20 protein-coding genes and 6 tRNA genes are annotated in these 21,401 nt (G+C 72.4%); 9 read left to right on the top strand and 17 right to left on the bottom strand.

Translation table 11 applies throughout. The features are described 5' to 3' along the window. Nucleotides 1-55: 55 nt before the first annotated feature. Together ACFWBT_RS12735 and ACFWBT_RS12730 are read right to left on the bottom strand one after the other, a co-directional pair. Nucleotides 56-127, bottom strand: a tRNA-Val gene (locus ACFWBT_RS12735). An 82-nt stretch (nucleotides 128-209) separates the two neighbouring features. Then, a complete protein-coding gene (locus ACFWBT_RS12730; RefSeq protein WP_385698819.1) occupies nucleotides 210-644 on the bottom strand; it encodes a TIGR02611 family protein in 435 nt (144 codons plus the stop codon). Nucleotides 645-835: 191 nt separating this feature from the next. On the opposite strand from ACFWBT_RS12730, the gene ACFWBT_RS12725 reads away from it, so the two are divergent. Together ACFWBT_RS12725 and ACFWBT_RS12720 are read left to right on the top strand one after the other, a co-directional pair. Continuing rightward, nucleotides 836-1,249, top strand: a complete 414-nt coding sequence (locus tag ACFWBT_RS12725) for an SsgA family sporulation/cell division regulator (protein ID WP_003959770.1) — start codon at nucleotides 836-838, stop codon at nucleotides 1,247-1,249. A 445-nt stretch (nucleotides 1,250-1,694) separates the two neighbouring features. Then, nucleotides 1,695-2,252 (top strand): CGNR zinc finger domain-containing protein, encoded by a 558-nt coding sequence (locus tag ACFWBT_RS12720; RefSeq protein WP_385698818.1) that lies wholly within the window; start codon nucleotides 1,695-1,697, stop codon nucleotides 2,250-2,252. 332 nt (nucleotides 2,253-2,584) lie between these two features. Here ACFWBT_RS12720 and ACFWBT_RS12715 read toward each other — a convergent pair whose 3' ends face one another. Together ACFWBT_RS12715 and ACFWBT_RS12710 are read right to left on the bottom strand one after the other, a co-directional pair. Continuing rightward, a complete protein-coding gene (locus ACFWBT_RS12715; protein ID WP_266756592.1) occupies nucleotides 2,585-2,737 on the bottom strand; it encodes a hypothetical protein in 153 nt (50 codons plus the stop codon). 157 nt (nucleotides 2,738-2,894) lie between these two features. Then, nucleotides 2,895-3,341, bottom strand: a complete 447-nt coding sequence (locus ACFWBT_RS12710) for a hypothetical protein (protein WP_385698816.1) — start codon at nucleotides 3,339-3,341, stop codon at nucleotides 2,895-2,897. Between the two features lie 162 nt (nucleotides 3,342-3,503). Between ACFWBT_RS12710 and ACFWBT_RS12705 the strand changes: the two genes are divergently transcribed. Next, the gene (locus tag ACFWBT_RS12705; protein ID WP_385698813.1) at nucleotides 3,504-4,025 is read left to right on the top strand and encodes a DsbA family protein; all 522 of its coding nucleotides are present in this window, start codon (nucleotides 3,504-3,506) and stop codon (nucleotides 4,023-4,025) included. Nucleotides 4,026-4,085: 60 nt separating this feature from the next. Here ACFWBT_RS12705 and ACFWBT_RS12700 read toward each other — a convergent pair whose 3' ends face one another. From ACFWBT_RS12700 to ACFWBT_RS12690, 3 genes are all read right to left on the bottom strand, one after another. Then, nucleotides 4,086-4,910, bottom strand: coding sequence for a GNAT family N-acetyltransferase (locus ACFWBT_RS12700; protein ID WP_385698811.1), 825 nt, complete (start codon nucleotides 4,908-4,910; stop codon nucleotides 4,086-4,088). Between the two features lie 79 nt (nucleotides 4,911-4,989). Further along, nucleotides 4,990-5,811: an aminotransferase class IV gene (locus tag ACFWBT_RS12695; protein ID WP_385698808.1), complete on the bottom strand. Its 822-nt coding sequence runs from the start codon at nucleotides 5,809-5,811 to the stop codon at nucleotides 4,990-4,992. A 90-nt stretch (nucleotides 5,812-5,901) separates the two neighbouring features. Then, the gene (locus ACFWBT_RS12690) at nucleotides 5,902-6,948 is read right to left on the bottom strand and encodes a chorismate-binding protein (RefSeq protein ID WP_385698805.1); all 1,047 of its coding nucleotides are present in this window, start codon (nucleotides 6,946-6,948) and stop codon (nucleotides 5,902-5,904) included. Between the two features lie 156 nt (nucleotides 6,949-7,104). On the opposite strand from ACFWBT_RS12690, the gene ACFWBT_RS12685 reads away from it, so the two are divergent. From ACFWBT_RS12685 to ACFWBT_RS12665, 5 genes are all read left to right on the top strand, one after another. Next, a tRNA-Gly gene (locus tag ACFWBT_RS12685) sits at nucleotides 7,105-7,177 on the top strand. 39 nt (nucleotides 7,178-7,216) lie between these two features. Continuing rightward, nucleotides 7,217-7,290: transfer RNA gene (locus tag ACFWBT_RS12680), tRNA-Cys, on the top strand. Between the two features lies 1 nt (nucleotide 7,291). Continuing rightward, nucleotides 7,292-7,363, top strand: a tRNA-Val gene (locus tag ACFWBT_RS12675). 19 nt (nucleotides 7,364-7,382) lie between these two features. Beyond that, nucleotides 7,383-7,454 (top strand) — tRNA-Val (locus ACFWBT_RS12670). Nucleotides 7,455-7,494: 40 nt separating this feature from the next. Beyond that, nucleotides 7,495-7,569: transfer RNA gene (locus ACFWBT_RS12665), tRNA-Val, on the top strand. A gap of 116 nt (nucleotides 7,570-7,685) precedes the next feature. On the opposite strand, the gene ACFWBT_RS12660 is transcribed toward ACFWBT_RS12665, so the two are convergent. The 4 genes from ACFWBT_RS12660 to ACFWBT_RS12645 all read right to left on the bottom strand — a co-directional run bounded on the left by ACFWBT_RS12660 (nucleotide 7,686) and on the right by ACFWBT_RS12645 (nucleotide 10,198). Next, on the bottom strand, nucleotides 7,686-7,979 hold the full coding sequence (locus tag ACFWBT_RS12660) for a zf-TFIIB domain-containing protein (RefSeq protein ID WP_385698802.1): 294 nt from the start codon (nucleotides 7,977-7,979) through the stop codon (nucleotides 7,686-7,688). Between the two features lie 74 nt (nucleotides 7,980-8,053). Beyond that, complete coding sequence (locus ACFWBT_RS12655; protein ID WP_385698799.1) at nucleotides 8,054-8,998, bottom strand: phosphotransferase; 945 nt, start codon at nucleotides 8,996-8,998, stop codon at nucleotides 8,054-8,056. Between the two features lie 518 nt (nucleotides 8,999-9,516). Beyond that, nucleotides 9,517-9,723: a hypothetical protein gene (locus tag ACFWBT_RS12650; protein ID WP_385698796.1), complete on the bottom strand. Its 207-nt coding sequence runs from the start codon at nucleotides 9,721-9,723 to the stop codon at nucleotides 9,517-9,519. 241 nt (nucleotides 9,724-9,964) lie between these two features. Beyond that, complete coding sequence (locus ACFWBT_RS12645) at nucleotides 9,965-10,198, bottom strand: hypothetical protein (RefSeq protein WP_081223398.1); 234 nt, start codon at nucleotides 10,196-10,198, stop codon at nucleotides 9,965-9,967. Between the two features lie 196 nt (nucleotides 10,199-10,394). Between ACFWBT_RS12645 and ACFWBT_RS12640 the strand changes: the two genes are divergently transcribed. Further along, nucleotides 10,395-11,699 (top strand): serine/threonine-protein kinase, encoded by a 1,305-nt coding sequence (locus ACFWBT_RS12640; RefSeq protein WP_385698826.1) that lies wholly within the window; start codon nucleotides 10,395-10,397, stop codon nucleotides 11,697-11,699. Between the two features lie 81 nt (nucleotides 11,700-11,780). Here the strand turns inward: ACFWBT_RS12640 and ACFWBT_RS12635 are convergent, their stop codons facing one another. The 6 genes from ACFWBT_RS12635 to ACFWBT_RS12610 form a co-directional block, all read right to left on the bottom strand. Beyond that, a complete protein-coding gene (locus tag ACFWBT_RS12635) occupies nucleotides 11,781-12,599 on the bottom strand; it encodes a TrmH family RNA methyltransferase (protein WP_385698793.1) in 819 nt (272 codons plus the stop codon). Nucleotides 12,600-12,663: 64 nt separating this feature from the next. After that, the gene (gene cobA, locus ACFWBT_RS12630; protein ID WP_385698789.1) at nucleotides 12,664-13,896 is read right to left on the bottom strand and encodes a uroporphyrinogen-III C-methyltransferase; all 1,233 of its coding nucleotides are present in this window, start codon (nucleotides 13,894-13,896) and stop codon (nucleotides 12,664-12,666) included. Nucleotides 13,897-14,061: 165 nt separating this feature from the next. Continuing rightward, nucleotides 14,062-17,868, bottom strand: a complete 3,807-nt coding sequence (gene cobT / locus ACFWBT_RS12625; RefSeq protein ID WP_385698786.1) for a nicotinate-nucleotide--dimethylbenzimidazole phosphoribosyltransferase — start codon at nucleotides 17,866-17,868, stop codon at nucleotides 14,062-14,064. A gap of 345 nt (nucleotides 17,869-18,213) precedes the next feature. After that, nucleotides 18,214-19,425: a precorrin-6y C5,15-methyltransferase (decarboxylating) subunit CbiE gene (gene cbiE / locus ACFWBT_RS12620; RefSeq protein WP_385698783.1), complete on the bottom strand. Its 1,212-nt coding sequence runs from the start codon at nucleotides 19,423-19,425 to the stop codon at nucleotides 18,214-18,216. 255 nt (nucleotides 19,426-19,680) lie between these two features. Beyond that, on the bottom strand, nucleotides 19,681-20,319 hold the full coding sequence (locus ACFWBT_RS12615) for a GNAT family N-acetyltransferase (RefSeq protein ID WP_385698780.1): 639 nt from the start codon (nucleotides 20,317-20,319) through the stop codon (nucleotides 19,681-19,683). Between the two features lie 219 nt (nucleotides 20,320-20,538). Next, nucleotides 20,539-21,384, bottom strand: coding sequence for a MetQ/NlpA family ABC transporter substrate-binding protein (locus tag ACFWBT_RS12610; RefSeq protein ID WP_385698777.1), 846 nt, complete (start codon nucleotides 21,382-21,384; stop codon nucleotides 20,539-20,541). Between the last annotated feature and the right edge of the window lie 17 nt (nucleotides 21,385-21,401).

Genomic DNA, 21,401 nt, shown 5'->3' with positions numbered 1-21,401 from the left:
GACGAAAACGGCTCCGGTCCACGATGTCGTGGACCGGAGCCGTCTGTCGGATGTGTGGGCGATACTGGGTTCGAACCAGTGACCTCTTCGGTGTGAACGAAGCGCTCTCCCGCTGAGCTAATCGCCCGGGCGCAGAGAGAACATTACCCCATGTCAGGGGGTGGCTTCGACCAGCGGAGTCGGCTCGGAAGCGGCCCGAGCCGGGCTCGTCATTCCTTGATGTTCCACGGCATCTCGAAGCCGAACTTCCAGAGGTACACGCCGACGAGGACGGCCACGATCACGAGGCCGACCGTGGTGAGGATGATGTTGCGGCGCCGGACCTTGGGGTCGAGCGCCCGTTGCGTCGCCTCCGTGACCTTGCGCTTCGTCCAGCGGAGCACCAGCTGGGCCCAGACGAACTCGGTCGCCCAGATCGCCATGCCGCCGAAGATCACCAGCCAGCCGGGACCCGGCAGCGGCAGCATGACCACGCCCGCGCCGACGACCGCGAGCCCGACGATGAAAACACCCACCTGCCAGCTCACGTGCAGCGCGCGGCGCGCCTTGATGAATTCCGGCGCCCGAGAACCGAGCGCTCGCTCATTCTTCGCCTCGTCGTCCACCATGGCGACCTCGCCCGGCTCGTCACTCCCCGTATTCATACGACCAAACCCTACCCGAGAGAAACCGGTCACCGGAATGGCCCTATCCGGCGAAGGCACCCTCGGCCGGATGAGTTACATAAAGACACGCAAAACACTCAGAGGGGTTTACAACGGCACCGTAGGTGGCATGTCGATTTCGCCGACGTGCGAATCCCCGAGCGCACACTGAGCGAAAGGCCCTGGCGCTTATGAACACCACGGTCAGCTGCGAGCTGCACCTGCGCCTCGTTGTGTCGAGCGAGTCCTCACTGCCTGTACCCGCAGGACTGCGGTATGACACGGCCGATCCCTACGCCGTGCACGCCACCTTCCACACCGGAGCCGAGGAAACCGTCGAGTGGGTGTTCGCCCGCGACCTCCTCGCCGAGGGCCTGCACCGGCCCACCGGTACCGGCGACGTCCGAGTCTGGCCGTCCCGAAGCCACGGCCAGGGCGTCGTATGCATCGCCCTGAGCTCTCCGGAGGGTGAAGCCCTGCTCGAAGCCCCTGCGAGGGCCCTGGAATCATTCCTGAAGCGAACGGACGCAGCCGTGCCTCCCGGCACGGAACACCGGCACTTCGATCTCGACACGGAGCTCTCACACATCCTGGCCGAGAGCTGACGCGTCACCAGAGCCGCCCGGCGCCGTCCACTCGGGGAGACGGCTCGGGCCTAGACAACCGCATAAGGAACACATCGGCGCCGGCGCCGCGGACAGTCCGCGGCGGCGGCGCCGGTGCGCGTCCGCCGCGCCGGCCCCCACCGCCGGCTCCACGGACCGGCACCCACGCGGCAGCCCCACGCCGGGCACGCACCTCCCGCGCCCCCGCGGTCACCACCCGTCACCACCCGTCACTCCCCCTCGGGGCACCCCGGACACCGTTCCCTCCCGGCCTGCCTTTCGGGCACCCACGGAGGCACGGCCGCTCCGCGCCCGGGGGCGCCTCCCGTGACGGGCTCCCCTCTCCCGCGGACGCCCGCCCGTCTCCACCGCGCCGGGAAGCCACTACCATCGGCCAGCATCGGGGCGGGCACCCTCGCCCGACCCCCAGGCCAGGGAGCGAATCGTGCTGATCACCCACGACACCCGGTGCGCGCTCGACGCCGTGGTGGATCTGGTGAACACCGCGCCGGAGGACGAGACGGCGGACGGGCTCGCCGATGTCCCGTCCCTCGCCGATTTCGTACGACGGAACGACATCAGTGATGTCGGCGTGCTGTCGGAGCACGATCTCGCGGCCGTGCGCGACGTCCGCGGCCGGTTCGCGGGGGTCTTCGCCGCCGAGGATCCGCGTGTCGCCGCCTCGCTCATCAACGAGCTGGTCGCCGCCGCCGGCACCACGCCCCGGCTGACGGACCACGACGGCTACGACTGGCATGTCCACTACTTCGCGCCGGGCGCCTCGGTCGCCGATCATCTCGCGGCCGACTGCGGGATGGCGCTGGCGTTCTTCGTGGTCGCCGGAGAGCAGGAGCGGCTGCGCCGCTGCGAGGCCCCGGACTGCCGACGGGCCTTCGTCGATCTCTCCCGCAACCGCTCCCGCCGCTACTGCGACAGCCGCACCTGCGGGAACCGGCTCCACGTGGCCGCCTACCGGGCGCGCCGCAAGGAAGCCGCGGGCTGAGCGACGGACGGGAGGCCGACAGGCTCACGCACGGACGGTCCGGAAGGCCGACAGACTCACGCACGGACGGTCCGGGAGGCCGACAGGCTCACGCACGGACGGTCCGGGAGGCCGACAGACTCACGCACGGACCCCGGGAGAGCGACAGGCTCCGGACGACAGCGAGAGACCGGCAGGCTCCGGACGAACGGCCGGGAGGTCGGCAGGCTCACGGACGGGCAGGCTCACAGGCCGGTGCCGTGCGGGTCGCGGGACGGAACAGCCGGACGACGTTCCGGAGGGCCGGGCTGACGGAGCCCTCGGCGGGTGACGCCAGGGGCTCCGTGTACAGCTCAGAGCAGCAGCAGGTCATGCAGCGAAGCCATGAGCAGCAGACAGCCGATCACCGCAAGGAAGATCATCAGCGGCGGCTGGGAGAGCGCGAAGAGACAACCACGCCGCTCCTCGGGCGGGGCAGCGGTGTCGCTCGGTGTTGTGTCCAGCATCTCGCGGGCGATGATGACGCAGGGAGCACTCCCTCCGCGATCAACACGCCCGGAATATACGGGAGTTCGCTGGATCATGTGACGGGCGCGCTCGAACGTGAACGGTTCCGCGCGTTCACCGTCCGACGCGCGTGCGATCTTGGATCGGCTCAGCCGGTCAGATGCCGTGCTTCTTCAGGATCGCCTCGACGTCGCTGAAGTCGTCCCCGGAACCCTTGGCCCGCGGCGTCGCGGCGGGCCGGGCGACGGTGCCGGCACCCTGGCCCAGCGAGGGGGCCGAGGCCGCGGGAGCCATCGCGTCCCGCTGCGCGGCGGCCTTCGCGGCCTTGCGCTCCTTCCGCGTCCCCCCGCTTCGACGCTCCACGGTACGGGTGATCATGAACAGCAGCCAGGCGCCGCCGAGCACCACGAAGCCGGCCCACGCGGTCGGACTGAACGCGGTATCGGCCAGCCAGCCGACCACTCCGGTCATGACCAGGCCGATCGGCACCAGGGAGTAGGCGGCGATCCGGGCGGCCGCCAGGAAACGCTTGCGGTAGGCCGTCACTGCGGCGATGCCCAGGCCGGCGACGGAGACGGCGGAACAGACGGTCTCTGCGATCATTCCGGTCCTCCAGGCAGGGCTGGGTGGTTCGTCCCTTCCATCCTGCACCGTCCCCTGCCCGGTATGCCATGGTCCGGGCAGACCTCAGGGAGATCTCCGGGTCGCCGTCCTCCCCAGGTCCCGGTTCGGCCGCCCCCCGCCGGGGCTGGGAGACTGGATCCCATGAACGACTCCTCCCCCGCGCGTCCGGCCCCCGTCGTCCTGGACGTCTGGTGTGAACTCCAGTGCCCCGACTGCCGTGGCGCTCTCGCCGACCTGCGCGCGCTGCGTGCCCGCTACGGCGACCGTCTCGAGCTGCGGCTGCGGCACTTCCCCCTGGAGAAGCACAAGCACGCCTTCGCCGCGGCGCAGGCCGCCGAGGAGGCCGCCGAGCAGGGCAGTGCCTGGCCGTACATCGAGGCCGTGCTCGGTCGCGTGGAGGAGCTGGACCGTGGGGGCGAGGCCTTCCTGGTCGAGATCGCGCGGGAACTCGGCCTGGACGCCGAGGAGTTCGACACGGCCCTGATCGACGGCCGGCACATCCTGATCGTCGACGCCGACCAGGCCGAGGGCAAGGCGATCGGCGTCACCGGCACCCCGACGTACGTCATCGGCGATGAGCGGCTGGACGGCGGCAAGAGCCAGGACGGACTGCGCGAGCGGATCGAGGAGATCGCCGACCGGCTGCTCGCCGAACAGGCCTGAGCCCCGCGCCGAGCCACGCGACCGACCTGCTGCGGAAGCTCGTCGGGAGGCGCGTGCCGACTAGAGCAGCCTCTTGAACAGGTGGTACGCCGTCGTCTCGTAGCCGAGTGACTCGTAGAGCCGCTCGGCCGGGGTGTTCCCCGCGAAGACGTTGAGGCCCACACGGCTCGACCCGACGGCCGTCGCCTGTGCCTCGGCGAGCCGCATGAGTGTCCGCCCGTGGCCGTGTCCGCGCCGGTCCGCGCGGACCCCCACGTCGTAGACGAAGGTGCGCCCGTCCCGGTCCCCCAGCCAGAGGTCGCCCACGGGGACGCCCTCGTGCTCCAGGACGCTCAGCCGTGCGCTCGCGGTGTCCGGGCCCTGGGGCAGCGCACCGCCGAAGTCCCGGTCCGCCTTGGCGAGCGCGTCGGCCTCCGGCACACCGCGCCGGATCCAGTCCTCGGCGTACGCCTGCCGGCCCCTCCGGTCCCAGATCTCGTACTCGTCCCAGGTCATGGGCCGGGCGGCGCTGCCGGGGGGCAGCACGGGAGGGGGACCTTCGAGCACCTTCTCCATCCCGCGGTTGCGCAGGACGTAACCGAGTGCCCTGGTGAACTCCAGGGCCCCGGCGGCGGCGCCGGGGACGGTCACCTCGATCTGCCGGCAGCCCCAGCCGCGCACCACCTCCTCGGCGGCCAGCGCGGCCACGGTGCCGCGACCGCGACCGCGGTCCGGCTCCTCGATGCGAAGCTCGTGGATCTTGGCGACGTCCGGTCCGTAGGAGGTGTCCGTCGCCAGGTGTACAACGCCGACGGGACGGCTGTTCACGCACACGTGGTAGCGGCGTGAACACGTCCCGTCAGCGGCGTGCTGAAGCGGCTCGGTCGGCCGCAGTGTCGTTGTCATCAGGGGTGTTGTACCCCTTGAGGCGGGCGCGGTCAGCCGAATTTCCGCGCCGTCAGGGGCCGGTGGCCCCGAGGACCGGTCAGGGATCGAGGTCGTCCGCGGCCCGCTCGTCGAAGACGCGCATGGCCTTGGCGGTCACCGGGCCCGCTGCGCCCGGCAGTTCACGGGCGTCGACCCGGTGGACGGCCTGCACATCGCGCAGTGTGGACGTCAGGAAGATCTCGTCCGCGCGCTCGATGACGTCCAGCGGCAGGTCGGTCTCCTTGGCGCCCGTCCATTCGACGGTGAGGGCGCGGGTGATGCCGGCGAGGCAGCCGGAGGCGACCGGCGGGGTGTGGATCTCGCCGTCGAGGACGACGAAGACGTTGGACCCGGTGCCCTCGCAGAGTCGGCCCACGGTGTTGGCGAACAGCGCCTCGGACGCGCCGTGTTCACGCGCGCGGGCCAGGGCGACGACGTTCTCGGCGTACGAGGTGGTCTTGAGGCCGGTCAACGCGCCGCGCTCGTTGCGGGTCCAGGGGACGGTGACGACCGCGGTGGAGTCGGGACGCCGGTCGGAGGCGCCGAGCGCGACGACGAGGGTCGGACCGTGCTCGCCCCGGTCGGAGCCGAGCGGGCCGTGGCCGCCGGTGTAGGTGATGCGGAGCCGGCCGAGCGGCATCGGGTTGGCGTCGAGGACGGCGGCGCAGGCGCGGCGCACCTCGTCGGCGTCGGGCTCGGGCAGACCGAGGCCGCGCGCCGAGCGGGCCAGCCGGTCGAGGTGGCGGGTCATCGCGAAGGGCCGGCCGTGGACCGCCTTCACGGTCTCGAAGATGCCGTCACCCACGGTCAGCCCGTGGTCGAAGACGGAGACGCGGGCGGCCTCGATGTCCTGCAGCCCGCCGTCGAGCCAAAGCTTCACTGTCCTACCTCGCATGAATCTGCCGGAGCCGGACGGGTCGTCCGGCGTGGCGTTTCGGCCCCGGTCCCGGGCGTGGTCCCGAGGACCGGCTCAGGACGGGAGAGTCCCGTCACCCGCCTCGTACTCTCCCGACGCTACCGCGAGCAGCCGGGACGCCTTCAGCTCGGTCTCCCGCCACTCCCCCTCGGGGTCGGATCCCCAGGTGATGCCCGCTCCCGTGCCGAAGCGCAGGACACCGTCGGCGCGGTCGATCCAGAAGGTGCGGATGCCGACGGCCAGCTCGCCGGTGCCGCGGTCGGCGTCGACCCAGCCGATGCCTCCGCAGTACGGGCCGCGCGGCGCGGTCTCCAGGGCGTCGATGATCCGCAGGGCACTGGACTTCGGGGCGCCGGTGACGGAGCCGGGCGGAAAGGCGGCGGCGAGGAGTCCGGGCCAGCCGACGTCCTCGCGGAGCTCACCGTGGACGGTGGAGACGAGGTGCACGAGTCCCGGGTGCTTCTCGACGACGCACAGGTCGGGCACGGTCACGGTGCCGGTGGCGCAGACCTGGCCGATGTCGTTGCGGACGAGGTCCACGATCATCACGTTCTCGGCGTAGTCCTTGTCCAGGAGGTCCGCCTCGGTGCGTCCGGTGCCCTTGATCGGGCCCGACTCGACGGAGCGGCCCGCGCGGCGCAGGAAGAGTTCCGGGGAGGCGGTGGCTATCTCGACGCCGTGGGCCGGCAGCCGGATCGTTCCCGCGTACGGTGCCGGATTGCCGCGGGCGAGCAGAGCGGTCAGCGCGTCCACGTCCGCGTCGGGCGGGACGGGTGCGCTGAGGACGCGGCAGAGGTTCGCCTGGTAGACCTCGCCGGAGGCGATGTGCTCGCGGATGCGTCGTACGCCTGCGGTGTAGGCGGCGCGGTCGAGGGACGAGTTCCAGTCACCGGCGGCCGGGCCGTGCCAGCGTCCGGGCACCGGCGCGGGCACCGGCTCCTCGCGTACGTCCCGGAAACGGGCGCAGGTCAGACGCCCCTCGAAGGAGGCCGAGACGGCCCAGAAGCCGGTCGAGTCCAGGGCCGCGGGATCGCTGGTGACGTCGAGGAGGCCGGTCGCGACGAGGCCGCCGAAACGGGCGAGAGGAGGGAGGTCGAGCACGCAGACGAGTCTAGGGCGGGCGTGCGGCAGGCGCCCTGACCGTGTCCTCGGGGGGACAGACCGCAGCACGCTGCACAAACGCGTTTTTGTGCTGGCCCGGGAATCCGCTAGAGTTCAACTCGTCGCCGGGACGCGCAAGCGCCACGGAAACGACAAGCGGACGTAGCTCAGTTGGTAGAGCGCAACCTTGCCAAGGTTGAGGTCGCCAGTTCGAACCTGGTCGTCCGCTCGCAGGATGAGGGGGATCTTCCCGAACCCCCGCACTCCTGGTGGAGTGGCCGAGAGGCGAGGCAACGGCCTGCAAAGCCGTCTACACGGGTTCAAATCCCGTCTCCACCTCCAAGGACGATTAGCTCAGCGGGAGAGCGCTTCCCTGACACGGAAGAGGTCACTGGTTCAATCCCAGTATCGTCCACTGGTCCGCAAGGATCCCCGCGCGATTAGCTCAGCGGGAGAGCGCTTCCCTGACACGGAAGAGGTCACTGGTTCAATCCCAGTATCGCGCACGCAAGTCCAGCAGCAAGCGTGGCTTCGACCGCGTGACCTGCGCGATTAGCTCAGCGGGAGAGCGCTTCCCTGACACGGAAGAGGTCACTGGTTCAATCCCAGTATCGCGCACCAGCAAAGCCCCCGGCCGTCTCGTACGGTCGGGGGCTTCGTCGTGTCCGGGTGCGGCGGGCCGTGTCCCGGACACGACGAAGGGGCCCCTCCGCCCGGGAGGAGGCCCCTTCGGTCGTTCAGGACGAGAAGAGCATGTGGCCGAAGCTCTTGTGCCGGTGGTGGCCGCCGTGGCCGCCGTAGTGACCACCGCCGTGCTGCGGGGCGCCCCAGGCCGGCGCCGGTGCGGACGGGTAGGCCTGCGGGGCGCCCTGGGGCGGCTGCGCGGGCTGCGACCACTGCGACTCGACGCGGGTCAGCGACTCCAGCTCGCCGTAGTCGAGAAATATCCCGCGGCAGCCGCTGCACTGCTCGATCTGGACGCCATTGCGGTTGTACGTGTGCATCGGCGCATGGCATTTCGGACACTGCATGCTCGGCTCAACTCCTCGCCAGTCGGTACTGCTTCCGCCAGGACAGACTCTGCCCGGCTTCGGTCGGTTGCACCCTACGTCGCGAAACCTTGCGTCAACTCGGGCGGGGCGGAACTCATTCGGTCGCAGGCGTCGACGACGGCCAGCTGCACCTCGTCCAACGGGCGGTCCGCGGCGGTGGACTTGGCGACGGCCAGGGCTGCGGTCTGCACGGTGAGGGCGCGGGCCGCGACGTCCAGGGCGGACCAGGGATCGCCGGCGGCGGGAACGGCCGGGCCGCCCGCGGCCCGGTAGGCGGTCAGGAAGCGGAGCCACTCGTCGGTGGGGAGGAGCCCGCAGGCGTACCAGGCGGCCGGGCGGGCCAGGTCCCAGGTGGGGTCGCCGACGCCCAGGTCGTCGACGTCGATCAGGACCCAGGGACCGTCCGCCGCGGGATGGCGTACGAGCTGGCCGAGGTGCAGGTCGCCGTGGCACAGGGTCGTGGCGTCCGGCATCGGGGCCTCCGCCCGTGCCCAGCCCGGCAGCGCCCCCCAGGCACGCAGGACCGGGGCGGCGGCCGGATGCGGGCCGGCGGCGCGCAGGCGGGCGATCGCGCGGGCGGCCTTGGCGGGGCCCCGCATGGGCGGCAGGCCGTCCGGGGCGGTGGCCCGGTGCAGGCGGGCCAGGAGGGTCGCGGCCGCCTCCCACGGGGCCGCGTCGGGGGTGTCGGGGTCGACCGGGGCGCCGTACGGCCAGAGAGTCACCCGGCGGCCGAGGAGATCGGCGGAGACGGGGTTCAGCGGCGGCAGGAGGATGCCGGGGAGGCTCGCGGCCACGGAGAGGCGGAGGGCGAGCGCGGCGGGGTCCGTGGCCGGGGCGTGGGCCTTGGCGACGAGGTCGCCGTGGCGCACGACGGTGCCGTCGTCGCGGTCCGCGAGGAGTGCGTCCCCGGCGTCGCAGGGGCAGGGCACAGCCGTCGCGGGGTGGGCCGCGTGGCGTGCCGCGGCGGTGAGTGCGGGCAGCAGGGTGTCTGCGGTCACGGGTCCCCCTGGGGCTGTACGACGTCTGCCGGTGAGGGTACGCAGCCGAGGACGCACCCCCGCCGACCGGCCCCGCAACTCCCCGACACCCTGGCGCTCCGGCACCCCGGCTCTCGGGCTCTCTGGCACCGCATCCCCTGTCGCAACTGGCACCACAGCACCCCAAAGGATCCTGGCTCTCCGGCACGGGCACCGGCACGGGCATTGGAGCGTCGGCACCCCGACTTTCCGGCACCGCGGCACCGCATCCCCTGTCGCAGCACCGGCACCGCAGCACCCCGGCTCTCGGCATCAGTCACCCGGCACGCCGGGATCGGCACCGGCGCCGCAGCACCCCGGCACAGCACCACTCCGACAGTCCGGCGCCGGGCCCCGGCCCGGAACCCGGCATGAAGAATGCCCGCGCAGCTCCCCAGCTGTGCGGGCATTCTTCGTGCCGTCCGCCGCACCCCCGTCCCCACGGGGTTTCATGGCCGGATGTCCCCGCCCGGACCGCTCTTCCGGGCCTGGGGCGCCGCTCAGCGCCCCAGCATCACGCCCACGGACGACGCCTGTGTGACCACCGCTTCCCAGCCGCCGAAGACGACTACGAGCAGGGCCGCCAGGGGAAGGACCATCGCTGTCGCCACCAAGGGGTGGCGCCGACCCTGGCGGGTGCCGAACGCGGCGCTGTACGCCCTGCGTCCCTGCGTGCGGAGCCCTGTCCGCGGTGCCGTGTGGGCCATGGTCCCTCTCCTGACCGAGTTTCTGTCGTGCCTGGCAGCGGCGGGTGTCTGACCTCGGGGGACGAGTGCTGCACCCGCCGCTTGACCTCAAATCTAGGCGTGCGGAGGGCGTGGGTCGTCATGCCCTCGTACCGATTGCCGGGCCTCCCGGAGGATGAGCGATGACCTGCGGAGTACTCCCCTGGGTGGAGACGGGGACCTAGGTCTCAGGGTCTTCCCGGAGGGGGCGTCCCATGTGCCCCTACTGTTCCGAACTGTCCTCCCGGGGGACCGGCTGCTCGACGAGCGCCAGCACCCGAGTCGCCATGAAGCGGGCGGTCCGTACCACTGATCCGCTTCGGGTGACTTCGCTCACTTCTACGACACCTCGGCGCACCGCCGTCTCCACCCGGCGACCCGCCCTGCTGGCTACCACCTCGTACGTACGCGTCGTGTCCCCTGCGTCCACGACTATCTCCACGCGGTCACCCTTCACGGGTTCAATCCCCCTTCTGCGATGGATGGTTGGGATCACAGGCAGTCCAAAGAGGCCCTGTTCGCACGCTCCCTGACCACCTTTCAAGTTTCCCACCCGGCACTGACAATCGATCGGGACGAGAGGGCGCGGCCTCTGCGCGCACCCGGCCGCGGAAACGTAAGCTGTGGCTCGTCAAACGGACCGGGCAGCGGGGATGGACATGGCGATGATGCGCCTGAGGCGCGAGGACCCGCGTGTCGTCGGCTCGTTCAGGCTTCACCGACGGCTCGGCGCGGGCGGGATGGGTGTTGTCTACCTGGGCTCCGACCGGCGCGGCCAGCGGGTCGCCCTGAAGGTGATCCGGCCGGATCTGGCGGAGGATCAGGAGTTCCGCTCGCGGTTCGCGCGCGAGGTCTCAGCGGCACGGCGGATCAGGGGCGGCTGCACGGCCAGGCTCGTCGCCGCCGACCTGGAGGCGGACCGTCCGTGGTTCGCCACGCAGTACGTGCCCGGCCCCTCCCTGCACGACAAGGTCGCCGAGGAGGGTCCGCTGTCGGCCGCCGACGTGGCCGCCGTCGGTGCCGCCCTCTCCGAGGGGCTGGTCGCGGTGCACGAGGCCGGGGTGGTCCACCGTGACCTGAAGCCGTCCAACATCCTGCTGTCCCCGAAGGGGCCGCGGATCATCGACTTCGGCATCGCCTGGGCGACCGGGGCCAGCACGCTCACGCACGTCGGCACGGCGGTCGGGTCCCCCGGATTCCTGGCGCCCGAGCAGGTGCGCGGCGCCGCCGTCACCCCGGCCACGGATGTCTTCGCGCTCGGGGCCACGCTCGCCTACGCGGCGACCCAGGACTCGCCCTTCGGACAAGGCAGTTCCGAAGTGATGCTCTACCGGGTGGTGCACGAGGAGCCCCACCTGCACGGGGTTCCGGACGCCCTCGCCCCGCTCGTCCGGGCCTGTCTGGCGAAGGACCCCGAGGAGCGGCCCAGCACGCTCCAACTGTCGTTGCGGCTCAAGGAGATCGCGGCCCGCGAGGCCCACGGCACGGCTGACGTGCGGCCGCCCGCGCCGCGCACGGATCCGGACCGGCCGACGGGGCGCCTCGCCGAGCAGTACGTCGAGCAGCGCACCCAGCGGCGCCCGGGGGCCACTCCCCCGCCGCGCACCGGCGGGACGAACGGCGGATCGCGGCCGGCGCCCGCCCGCAACACCGGCCGCTCCGGGAGCAGGCCCGCGCCCCGCAGCGGCGCCGGACGCCCCGGTCCGCGGACCACCGGAACGGGCAGGCGGCCCGCCAATCCGCGGCTGCTGCGCCAGCGGCTCTTCGTGTTCGTGGTGGTGACGCTGCTGGTCGCGCTCGGTATCGCGGCGGCCCAGGGGTGCCAGGGGCCGGCCCGCGGGCTCGACGACGGGGTCCCGCGCAAGGACGTACGCCAGGAGCAGTCGTCGTACGAGCCTAGGCAGACCGGCGCTTCGACGTCCGGGACGGACCGGAGCCAGGTCCACCGGAACGGCTAGGACCTGTCCGATGGATCACGCCGCGGACGCGGGATCGGGCCCGCACGTCGGTGGCGGGGCGGCCGAGCCCCCGCGCGGACGTCAGCTCTCCGGGCGGCCCGTCGCCACCGCGTAGAAGGCGACCGCGGCCGCCGCTCCGACGTTCAGGGAGTCGACGCCGTGGGCCATCGGGATGCGGACCCATTCGTCGGCCGCCATCAGGGCCCTGGTGGAGAGGCCGTCGCCCTCCGCGCCGAGCATCAGGGCGACGCGGTCCATCCGGTGCGGGGCGGCCTCGTCGAGGGACCTGGCCTTCTCGTCCGGAGTGAGGGCGAGCAGGTTGAACCCGGCGTCGCGCACCGATTCCAGGCTCTTGGGCCAGGCGTCGAGACGGGCGTAGGGGACCGAGAAGACCGCACCCATCGAGACCTTCACCGAGCGGCGGTACAGGGGGTCGGCGCAGTCCGGGGAGAGCAGCACCGCGTCCATGCCGAGGGCGGCGGCGGAGCGGAAGATGGCGCCGATGTTGGTGTGGTCGTTGACCGACTCCATGACGACGACGCGGCGCGCGGACCGCAGCAGTTCGTCCGCCGTCGGGAGCGGCTTGCGCTGCATCGAGGCGAGCGCTCCCCGGTGCACGTGATAGCCGGTGACCTGCTCGGCGAGCTCAGGGCTGACCGCGTAGACGGGTGCCGGGAGTTCGTCGATGACGTCACGCATGACGTCGACCCACTTGGCGGACAGCAGCATCGAACGCATCTCGTACCCGGCGTCCTTGGCCCTTCTGATGACCTTCTCGCCCTCGGCGATGAACAGGCCCTCGGCGGGTTCGCGCTTGCGGCGCAGTTCCACGTCGGTCAGGCCCGTGTAGTCGCGCAGACGCGGGTCGTCGGGGTTCTCGACGGTGATGAGATCGGCCACAGGGTGATACTGCCTTGTCCTGGGTGCGGTGCCAACGGCTGGGAACGGGTTGGGTTACCCGTGGTTACTCGGGAAGTCCGGCGCCTGCGTTCACGACCTCGCCGATGACGATGACCGCGGGGGGCCTCACATCCTCGGCGCGGACGGTCTCGGCGACGGTGGCCAGGGTGGCGTCGACGCGGCGCTGCGCCGCGGTCGTGCCCTCCTGGACGAGGGCGACGGGGGTGTCGGCCGGCTTGCCGTGCTCGACGAGCGTGTCGGCGATCCTGCCGATCTTGTCGACGCCCATGAGGACGACGAGGGTGCCGCGCAGCTTGGCGAGCGCGGGCCAGTCGACGAGGGAGCGCTCGTCGTCGGGCGCCACATGGCCGCTGACCACGGTGAACTCGTGTGCGACACCCCGGTGGGTGACCGGGATGCCCGCGGCGCCCGGCACCGAGATCGAGCTGGAGATGCCGGGGACGATCGTGCAGGCGATGCCCGCCTCGGCGAGGGCCTGGGCCTCCTCCATGCCGCGGCCGAAGACGAACGGGTCGCCGCCCTTCAGCCGGACGACGGACTTGCCCTGCCTGGCGTGCTCGATGAGCGCGTTGTTGATGGCCTCCTGGGCCATGAACCGGCCGTACGGGATCTTCGCCGCGTCGATCACCTCGACGTGCGGCGGGAGTTCGGCGAGCAGGTCACGGGGACCGAGGCGGTCGGCGATGACCACGTCGGCCTCGGCGAGCAGCCGGCGGCCGCGGACCGTGATCAGGTCGGGGTCGCCGGGACCTCCGCCGACCAGGGCGACGCCGGGGGTACGGGTGCGGTGGTGCGGCGCGACGAGGGTGCCGTCGCGCAGGCCCTCGACCACGGCGTCGCGGATCGCGGCGGTGTGGCGGGGGTCGCGGCCCTTGGCGTTCGTGGTGAGGACGGCGACGGTCACGCCCTCGCTGTGACCGGTGGCCGGGGTCCAGGCCGTCGCCGCGTCGGCGTCGTCCGAGCGGACGCACCAGACACGGTTGCGCTCCGCCTCGGCCGAGGCGTCGGCGTTGGCCCGCGGGTCGCTGGTGGCGATCAGCGCGTACCAGGCGTCGGCGAGGTCGCCCTCCTCGTACGGGCGCCGCGTCCAGGTGATCTCGCCCGCGTCGGCCATCGCCTCGACGGACGGTGTCGCCCGCGGTGACACGAGGTGGACGTCCGCGCCCGCCGCGATGAGCGCGGGGAGCCGGCGCTGGGCCACCTGGCCACCGCCCAGGACGACGACGCGACGACCGGCGAGGCGGAGGCCTACGGGGTAGGCGGGGTGTTCGGCCATGGAGGTGCGGCTCCTCGTACGGGCAGGCGGTGCGGGCGGGCGCGCTGCGGCTTTGGAGCGGCCCTGACGTGGGGTTTTCGGTAGAGGTCCGGACAGGGGTCCAGACTACGGCGGGGCCGGGCGGGCAGCGCTGAGCGCCTGCCTGCCCCACCCGGCGCCGTCGGCCTACTTCTCGGTCACCCCGGCCGAGTCGAACGTCGCGACCTCGTGCATCGCCCGCGCCGCGCTCTGGACGATGGGCAGGGCCAGGAGGGCGCCGGTGCCCTCGCCCAGGCGCAGGTCGAGGTCGATCAGGGGGCGCAGGCCCAGCTTGTTCAGGGCCGCCACATGACCGGGCTCCGCGCTGCGGTGGCCCGCGATGCAGGCGGCCAGGACCTCGGGGGCGATGGCGCGGGCCACCAGTGCGGCGGCGCCGGCGCTGACGCCGTCCAGGATCACCGGCGTGCGCAGGGACGCGCCGCCGAGCAGGAGGCCGACCATGGCGGCGTGCTCCAGGCCGCCGATCGCCGCGAGGACACCGATCGGGTCGGCCGGGTCCGGCTGGTGGAAGTCGATGGCACGGCGGACGACCTCGGTCTTGCGGGCCAGGGTCTCGTCGTTGATGCCCGTACCGCGGCCCGTCACCTCGGCGGGGTCGGCGCCGGTGAAGACCGAGATCAGGGCCGCCGAGGCGGTCGTGTTGGCGATACCCATCTCACCGGTCAGCAGCGCCTTGTTGCCCGCCGCGACCAGGTCGCGGGCCGTCTCGATGCCCACCTCGAGCGCCGCGACGGCCTCTTCCCGGGTCATGGCGGGACCCGTCGTCATGTCGGCGGTGCCCGCGCGGACCTTGCGCGGCAGCAGGCCCGGTGTGGCCGGCAGGTCGGAGGCGACGCCCACGTCGATGACGCAGACCTCGGCGCCCACCTGGTTGGCGAACGCGTTGCAGACCGCGCCGCCGCCCAGGAAGTTGGCCACCATCTGCCCGGTGACCTCCTGCGGCCAGGGGGTGACGCCCTGGGCGTGCACGCCGTGGTCGCCCGCGAAGATCGCGACGGCAGCCGGCTCCGGGATCGGCGGCGGGCACATCCGGGACAGGCCCGACAGCTGCGCGGAGATGATCTCCAGCATGCCGAGGGCGCCCGCGGGCTTGGTCATCCGCTTCTGGCGCTCCCACGCCTCGCCCAGCGCCTTGGCGTCCAGGGGGCGGATGTTGGAGACCGTCTCGGCGAGCAGGTCGTGCGGCTCCTCGCCGGGCAGGGCGCGGCGGCCGTACGTCTCCTCGTGCACGACCCAGGACAGGGGGCGGCGCTTCGACCAGCCGGCCTGCATCAGCTCGGGCTCGTCGGGGAACTCGTCGACGTAGCCGACGCAGAGGTAGGCGACCACGTCGAGGTGGTCGGGCAGGCCCAGCGCGCGGACCATCTCCCGCTCGTCGAAGAAGCTGACCCAGCCGACGCCGAGGCCCTCGGCACGGGCCGCGAGCCACAGGTTCTCGACCGCGAGGGCGGAGGAGTACGGGGCCATCTGCGGCTGGGTGTGACGGCCGAGGGTGTGGCGGCCGCCCCGGGTCGGGTCGGCGGTGACGACGATGTTGACCGGGGTGTCGAGGATGGCCTCGATCTTCAGTTCCTTGAACTGCTTGGCGCGGCCCTTGGGAAGGGACTTGGCGTAGGCCTCGCGCTGGCGCTGGGCGAGTTCGTGCATGCTGCGCCGGGTGTCGGCGGAGCGGATGACGACGAAGTCCCAGGGCTGGGAGTGGCCGACGGACGGCGCGGTGTGCGCGGCCTCCAGGACGCGCAGCAGCACGTCGTGCGGGATGGGGTCGCTGCGGAAGCCGTTGCGGATGTCACGGCGTTCGCGCATCACCCGCAGCACGGCCTCGCGCTCGGCGTCGTCGTAGCCGGGGGCCGCCGGACCGGTGGACTCTCGTACGTCTTCCACCACGGCCGTGCTCTCTTCCTGGTCGGCGACCTGGGTGCGCAGGTCCTCCGCTTGCTGTGCGGCTACGGGTTCCGGCTCCGCCGTGAGCGGTTCCGGGACGGGGACGGGCCCGGGTGTGATCTCGGGCGCGGCCTCCGCCTCCCGGGGGGCGGGCACGGGCGCCGGAGCGAGTGGTTCCGCCTCCGTGACAGGGGCCTCCGCGATTCCCTCGGCGGTCTCCTCGACCGGAGCGGGCGCCACGACGATCGCGTCTTCCGCGGGCTCCTGAGCCACGGGCGGCTCCTCCTCCACGGGGAGGGGCGGCACGGTCATGGCGTGCGGCGGGGTCGGGGCCAGGTGCGGCGTGGCCGGCACGGTGCCCTCCACGGGCACGAACTGGCCGACGCCCTGGTCACCCTGGGGCACGAAGGGCGCACCGGGGTGTCCGGGAGCGCCCGCCGCGTCCAGGGCGCTCGGGTGGTGCTGGTCGCCCTGGGAGCGGCCGACGGCCGAGTGGGAAACCTCCGCGTGCGCGGCCACGACCACCGGTACGCCGTGCAGGGCCTCGTGGCCGGCGGGCTCGGGGAGGACGACGCCGTTGGGGGAGAAGGCACCGTCCTCCGAGAGCGCGGCGGCGTCCTCGGAGAGAGCGGCTCCGTTCTCGGCGAACGCGGCCTGGTCCGTGAACTGCTGGGCCTGGAAGCCTTCGAGGCCGATGCCCGGCCCACCGTGCGAGGCTTCCGCCGCGCGCGCGGAGAGTGCCGACAGCGCGGACTCCGGGGCCTCGAAGAGGTGCGGGGCGGCGGCGAGGAACTGCCCGGCCTCCGGCAGGGGTGCCTCGTCCGCGAATCGGACGGCGGGTTCCGGCAGCTGGACGCCGGGTTCGGCGAACCCGGCGTCGCCGGCCGCGAGGTCGGCCGGCTCGGCTCCGTACATCTCCTGGTCGGCGATCTGCTGCGGGGCCGGCTGAGAGGCCTGCGCGGCGACGACGTCCTCGGCCGGCGCGAGGTCCTGCGCGGGCGCGACCTGCTCGGCGTCCGCGGGGATCGGCACCGGTGCGGCCTCGGGCGCGGACACCTGCGCGTCGCCACCGGACCGCTCGGCGGAACCCGCCTGCTCGGCGGCCTCGGTGGCGTCCGGCGTGCCGAGGTCGTGCGGGGCGTCCGGGAACTGCGCGACGTCCGGGAACTGCAGGGCGTCGGGAAGCTGGGCGGCATCGGGAAGCTGGGCGGCGTCGGGAAGCTGGGCGGCCGACGCACCGTCCGCCGCGGGCACGGGCTCGGGAGCCTGTCCGTCCGCGGGGTCCTGGAGGTCGAGCGGCGCTTCGTGGGCCTGCGGCGTCGGCGCCTGGGCGGCGTCCGGCGTCAGGGTCTGGTCCTGGACGAAGGGCGTCGCGACGAACCCCGGCACCTGCTCGGCCTCCGCCGCCTGCGGCTCGGGAGCCGGTCCGGCCTCCACGTCAACGGCGGACGCGGGCGGCTGTACCGCCTCCGGGACGACCGTTTCTGCAGCCGTCGCCTCGAACCCGACCGGCGGAGTCCCCCACGGCACCGCGCCCTGGGGCGCGGCCTCGCCGAGCTGGGCCACGTCCAGGTACTCGGGACCGACCGTGGGCGGGCCGGCGTGCCGTGCGGGAGCGACGCGGGCCGCCATGGGGCCCGGACGCGCGCCCGCGGGTCCGCGGTCGGCCAGGGAGCGCACGGGGCTGGAGGAGCCGTCCGGCGTGGGCGGGCCGAGGTGCAGCGGGCGACGGGGCGCCACGGGCTGCGGGCCGGGCACGGGGTTCGGCGCACGGACGGCGCCGAGGTCGACCGCGCCGCTGTCCCGTCCGGCCGTCTCGTGCGGGCCGGGCTCGTCGGTGAAGGGCATCGGGGCCGGCGGCGGCACCTCGTTGCCCCAGGCGCCCTGGGCACCGGGCGCTCCGGGCATCAGAAGGAGGTCGTCGTCCTCGGCGGGGTTCTCGGAGGGGTCGAGGAAGGTGTACGCGCCCGGCGTGGTGACGCCCGGCTGCTCCACCATGCCTGCGTTCTCCGGCAATCCCTCGCCCGGGACCTGGCCGGTGTCGGTCATGCGTACCCCTCGCCCATCGGTTAGTGCTTCCAAGTCCAGCTCGCCCGGAACGGCGCACCGACCGCCCCACAGTGAAGAACGAGCGTGCGTGCCCAGCGGCACGAACGACCGGCCAACAAAGACGACAAAGCCATTAACTGGCATTGTCCCGGTCGTACCGCCCTCGCGACAGGTTGATCCGCGAGCGCCCGCTGTGGACTGCGCCACGTTGCGCGTCCTCCGGTTCTGCCGTACCACACACGCCTCAAAACGGGCGGGTTTTCCGGACATTGGCCTACGAAAGGCCGACCCCCCGGGAGCAGTACAACGATCGGCCAGCCTACCGCGCGCAGTACGACAACAGGATCACGGGGCGCGATCCGGCAAACGGCCGCTGAGCAGGAACGCGACGCTCCGCTCCTTCTCCGTCCAGGCCCTCGTATCGAGTTCGACGGACTGAATGAGGGCGCACTCGACGTCATAGCCGTGCTCGGTCAGATCGCGGCCGATGAGTTCGGCGGCGTCTCGGGTGGCGGCGTGCGCGACGATGCGCTGGGGCCGGCGGTCGGCGACGGCGGAGACGACCGCCGCTCCCCCGCCGCCGACGCGGACGACATCGGGTTCGGGCAGGTCCTCCAGGACGTGCGGGGCGCTGCCGTGCACGATCTGCATCTGGACGCCGAAGCGGCGGGCGGAGTGTTCGGTGCGGGTGCAGGCGCCCGGACTGCGGTCGACGGCGATGACGGCGGCACCGGTGCGGGCGGCCTCGGTGGCGAAGGCGCCGCTGCCGGAGCCGATGTCCCAGACGAGGTCGCCGACACGGGGTCCCAGGCGGGCGAGTTGGGCGGCCCGGAGCAGATCCGTCTCGCCCTCGCCGAGTGCGCCGCCGTACGCCCCGGCGGGCAGCGCCCAGCCGCGCGGTCCGCCGCCGGGCTCCCGGCCGGCGATCCAGCCGCCCCCTTCGGCCGCGGCCACGAAGCCGCCGATGACGATCACGACGTTCGGGTCGCGCCAGGTGTGGTCGGCCGCTTTGTCCGAGGTCAGGATCGTGACCTGTTCGCGGGCGGTGCCGAGCTCCTCGCAGATGACGAAGGTGCGGTGCACTCCTTCGAGCAGCAGCCCGAGTTCGGCGGGTCCGGCGCCGGGTGAGGTGAGGACAGCGACCTTGGTGTGGGCTCGGCATACATTCACCGCGCGTCGCAGGGTGCGGCTATGTGCGACGACCACTTGTGCGTCGTCCCAGGGCATTCCGGCGCGGGCGAAGGCGGCGGCCACCGCGGAGACGGCGGGCACGACTTCGACCTCCAGGCCGAACTCGGGTGCGCGCAGGGAGCGTACGACGCCGAAGAATCCCGGGTCCCCGTCGGCCAGGACGACGGCGGTGCCCCGGTGGCCCGCGATCCGGCGGGCGGCGAGGCCGACGCTGCCGAGACGGATGCGTTCGGCGCTCTCCGGCACTTCGGGGAGTGCGAGATGGTGGGCCGCGCCGGCCACCAGCGTGGCGGCACCGAGAGCCGAGCGCGCCGCGGCGGTCAGCGGCGAGCCGTCCCAGCCGATCACCGTGACCCGGTCGGCCATCGTCGTCAGTCTCCAGAAGGTCTTCGCAGGTCGTCAGGTGCAGCCCGGGCGGGCTCCGTGAGGGTACCTGGTGCGGCCGTGCGGTGCCCGGGCCGGGCGGTGCGGGGGCGGTCCCGCCGTTCCCGGACCGTGGTCCCGGTCCGTGCCCCGGGGTCCGGTGAGGGAACGCCCGTCCATCCACATGACTCGTCGCGACCGCTCCGGTACGCCGGTGAGGGCCCGGCACGCGGAGTGCCGTACGGCTGCCGGGCCGGGTCAGGCCCAGTCGTTGAACGAAGTGAAGCCACCGGTGTCGGCGAGATGCTCGCCCACGCCGTCGAGGTCCTCCGGCAGCAGGCTCCACACGATGAAGTCGGTGCGCAGGTCGACCCAGGACCCGTCCTCGGTCCGGGTGCGCGCTATGCAGGCGTTGCGCAGCACGCCCTCGCTGATGCAGCCGATCTTCTGGGCGACCTGCTGCGAGGCGGTGTTGTCGGCGGCCGTGCGCAGTTCGATGCGCTCGAACTTCTGGTCGCGGAAGAGCCATCGGGCGGTGGCGAGCGCGGCTTCGGACGCGTAGCCCTCGCCGCGCGCCCAGGGGGCGATGATGTAGGAGAGCTCGGTGGAGCGAACGCGCCAGTTCGTCTTGCCGAGTTGGATGATGCCGACCAGGCGCTGGGTGAGGAACTCCGTGACGGCGAGGTCGAGTCCGCGGCCCTCCGTGCGTTCCGTGGGCGCGTAGTCGGTGACCCAGTCGCGGGCACCGTCCTCCGTGAACGGCTGCGGGATCGACGTCCAGGCCGCGACCATCTCGTCGTTCATCATCTCGGCCAGCGCGGGCACGTCGTCCTCGTCGAGCGCACGCAGGACCAACCGCTCCGTGCTGATGGAGATGTCGGGGAAGGTGCTCGTCATGCGACGCTCCGTAACCGTCGGGGACTTCGGACCTGATATACCGTCGGGTCCGCTGAACTGCCCAGCATGCAGCATGAAACCACTGAACGGCACAACGGGGTCCACTCCGGGTAATGGAGTGGACCCCGTGCGGTGACGAGGGGGGCCGCCGGCCGTGGGTGGCCTCCGGGGCCGAGCCCTCGGCGCCGCCCTCGCCGCTGTTCTTCCCCCGGTCCGGGCCTACTTGAAGGACGGGATGACGGAGCCGGCGTACTTGTCCTCGATGAACTTCTTGACCTCGGGCGAGGTGAGGAGCTTCGCGAGCTTCTTCACGCGCGGGTCGTTCTCATTGCCCTTCTTGACGGCGAGGAAGTTGCCGTACGGGTTGTCCGTCGCCGACTCCAGGACGAGGGCGTTCTCGGCGGGCTTGAGGTCGGCGGCGATGGCGTAGTTGCCGTTGATGACCGCCGCGTCCACGTCGTCCAGGGAGCGCGGGGTCTGAGCCGCCTCGACCTCCTTGAACTTGAGGTTCTTCGGGTTCTTCGAGATGTCCTGCGGGGTCGCCGCGTTGCCGGCGTCGTCCTTGAGGGTGATGAGCCCCTTGGACGCGAGCAGCTTCAGGGCACGCGCTTCGTTGACCGCGTCGTTCGGGACCGCGACGGTCGCACCGCTCTTCAGGGCGTCGACGCTCTTCACCTTGTGGGAGTAGAGGCCGAGCGGCTCCAGGTGCACCGTGACGACGGGCACTATGTGGGTGCCGCGCTTCTCGTTGAAGTCGTCCAGGTACGGCTGGTTCTGGAAGTAGTTGGCGTCCACCGAGCCGTCCTCGGTCGCCGTGTTCGGCACGATGTAGTCCTGGAACTCCTTGACCTCCAGGTCGAGGCCGGCCTTCTTCGCCAGGTGATCCTTGATGTAGTTGAGGATCTCGGCGTGCGGGACCGGGCTGGCGGCGACGACGAGCGGCCCGCTCGTGTCGGCCGAGGAGGAAGAGGACGAGGAGTCCTTGTCCGAGCCGCAGGCGGAGAGTCCCAGGGTGAGGGCTCCGGCGGCGAGGACAGCGGTGGTGATCTTGGCGGCGTTACGCACGAAAAGTGCCTTTCCTT

The organism is Streptomyces sp. NPDC060027, from assembly GCF_042737005.1.
In the GTDB taxonomy this organism is placed as follows: Bacteria; Actinomycetota; Actinomycetes; order Streptomycetales; family Streptomycetaceae; genus Streptomyces.
The sequence above is the reverse complement of the archived record's forward strand: the minus strand, read 5'-3'. Positions and strand labels throughout refer to the sequence as shown.

What these genes read in the sequence shown, in the direction of transcription:
- ACFWBT_RS12730 (WP_385698819.1), bottom strand. Translation starts at nt 644, where the DNA reads ATGAATACGGGGAGTGACGAGCCGGGCGAGGTCGCCATGGTGGACGAC.
- ACFWBT_RS12725 (WP_003959770.1), top strand. Translation starts at nt 836, where the DNA reads ATGAACACCACGGTCAGCTGCGAGCTGCACCTGCGCCTCGTTGTGTCG.
- ACFWBT_RS12715 (WP_266756592.1), bottom strand. Translation starts at nt 2,737, where the DNA reads ATGCTGGACACAACACCGAGCGACACCGCTGCCCCGCCCGAGGAGCGG.
- ACFWBT_RS12710 (WP_385698816.1), bottom strand. Translation starts at nt 3,341, where the DNA reads ATGATCGCAGAGACCGTCTGTTCCGCCGTCTCCGTCGCCGGCCTGGGC.
- ACFWBT_RS12705 (WP_385698813.1), top strand. Translation starts at nt 3,504, where the DNA reads ATGAACGACTCCTCCCCCGCGCGTCCGGCCCCCGTCGTCCTGGACGTC.
- ACFWBT_RS12700 (WP_385698811.1), bottom strand. Translation starts at nt 4,910, where the DNA reads ATGACAACGACACTGCGGCCGACCGAGCCGCTTCAGCACGCCGCTGAC.
- ACFWBT_RS12660 (WP_385698802.1), bottom strand. Translation starts at nt 7,979, where the DNA reads ATGCAGTGTCCGAAATGCCATGCGCCGATGCACACGTACAACCGCAAT.
- ACFWBT_RS12650 (WP_385698796.1), bottom strand. Translation starts at nt 9,723, where the DNA reads ATGGCCCACACGGCACCGCGGACAGGGCTCCGCACGCAGGGACGCAGG.
- ACFWBT_RS12640 (WP_385698826.1), top strand. Translation starts at nt 10,395, where the DNA reads ATGGACATGGCGATGATGCGCCTGAGGCGCGAGGACCCGCGTGTCGTC.
- cobA (WP_385698789.1), bottom strand. Translation starts at nt 13,896, where the DNA reads ATGGCCGAACACCCCGCCTACCCCGTAGGCCTCCGCCTCGCCGGTCGT.
- cobT (WP_385698786.1), bottom strand. Translation starts at nt 17,868, where the DNA reads ATGACCGACACCGGCCAGGTCCCGGGCGAGGGATTGCCGGAGAACGCA.
- cbiE (WP_385698783.1), bottom strand. Translation starts at nt 19,425, where the DNA reads ATGGCCGACCGGGTCACGGTGATCGGCTGGGACGGCTCGCCGCTGACC.
- ACFWBT_RS12615 (WP_385698780.1), bottom strand. Translation starts at nt 20,319, where the DNA reads ATGACGAGCACCTTCCCCGACATCTCCATCAGCACGGAGCGGTTGGTC.